General features: G+C 39.3%; 1 protein-coding gene. It reads left to right on the top strand.

The genetic code is table 11. The features are described 5' to 3' along the window. Positions 1–1,527: tape measure protein (locus FDW96_RS11840; protein WP_137365739.1), on the top strand; the 1,527-nt coding region annotated here is incomplete at both ends.

The following is a 1,527-nucleotide window of genomic DNA, read 5'->3' as shown; positions in this document are numbered from 1 at the left end:
GAAACACAAGCTAACAGGCTAGAGGGCGAAATTAAGCAAGTCGAGAGCGCTATTAGTTCAGGCTCTTGGAACATTGAAGCTAAAATGGATACCAAGGGCGTTAATAGCGGAATTAATGGCATGAAGTCACGCTTTAGCGGTCTTAGAGAGATTGCTGTAGGTGTATTTAGGCAAATCGGTTCAAGTGCTGTTAGTGCTGTTGGTAATGGCTTAAAAGGTTGGATATCCGACGCAATGGATACTCAAACAGCTATGATTGCCTTGAAGAACACGATGAAGTTCAAAGGTAATGGAAAAGATTTTGACTATGTAAGCCAATCTATGCAAAAGCTCGCTAGAGACACCAACGCAAATAGTGAAGATACTTTAAAACTTTCAACAACGTTCATTGGTTTAGGAGATAGTGCTAAAACAGCAGTTGGTAAAACAGAAGCGTTAGTAAAAGCTAACCAAGCGTTTGGTGGTACTGGAGAAAATTTAAAAGGTGTCGCACAGGCTTATGGTCAGATGGCGGCTTCTGGAAAAGTTACTGCTGAAAATATCAATCAGTTAACAGACAACAACACGGCTCTTAGCGCTTCTTTAAAAGACACTGTTATGCAAATGAACCCACAATTAAAGCAGTATGGTTCATTCAATGAAGCTGTTTCAAACGGTGCTGTCTCAATGGATATGCTCGATAAGGCTATGCAAAAAGCAGCAGACGGTTCAAGCGGTGCTACAAAAACTATAAGGGACACTTGGTCTGGTTTTAATGAAGACTTATCGCAAGCTTTACTTCCTACTCTTGAGGCTTTAACGCCTGTTATCAATGCCATAATTGATAAAATGGACGATTGGGGCAAAGGTGCTGGTAAAGCTATAGATAGCATAGTCAAGTATGTCAAAGAACTATGGGAAGCGTTAGAAAAAAATGGTGCTTTAAGTTCTTTCTCTAAGATTTGGGACGGTTTAAAATCAACTTTTGGTTCAGTTCTAAGTATAATCGGACAACTAATAGAATCATTTACTGGTGTAGATTCAAAAACTGCTGAAAGTTCAGGTTCTGTTGAGAATGTAAGTAAAACTATCGCTAATTTGGCAAAATGGTTGGCTGATGTCATAAAGAAAATCGCTGATTTTGCAAAGAAATTTAGTGAGAGTAAGGGTGCAATAGATGAGATAAAAGTGGCTTTAGTTGAACTAATAGCAGGGTTTGTGGCTTTTAAAATCGGAACTGGAATAGTAACTGCTATCGGTGCTTTCCAAAAGTTACAAAAGTCAATTAAATCAGGAATGGGCATAATGAAAGCTTTCAATAAGGTTGCTGGACTTAACCCTTATGTATTAATTGCAGCTGCAATCATCGCTGTTGTTGCCGGTCTAGTTTATTTCTTCACTCAAACCAAAACAGGCAAAAAGATATGGGCTGACTTTGTAGACTTCTTGAAGAGTGCATGGGACGGAATAGTTTCATTCTTTAGCGGTATCGGTCAATGGTTCGCTGATATATGGAACGGAGCAGTTGACGGAGCAAAAGGTATTTGG

The organism is Citrobacter sp. TBCS-15, from assembly GCF_005280815.1.
GTDB classification, from domain to species: Bacteria; Pseudomonadota; Gammaproteobacteria; order Enterobacterales; family Enterobacteriaceae; genus Citrobacter; species Citrobacter werkmanii.
Note: the sequence above shows the minus strand (reverse complement) of the source record. Positions and strands in the feature narration are given on the sequence as shown.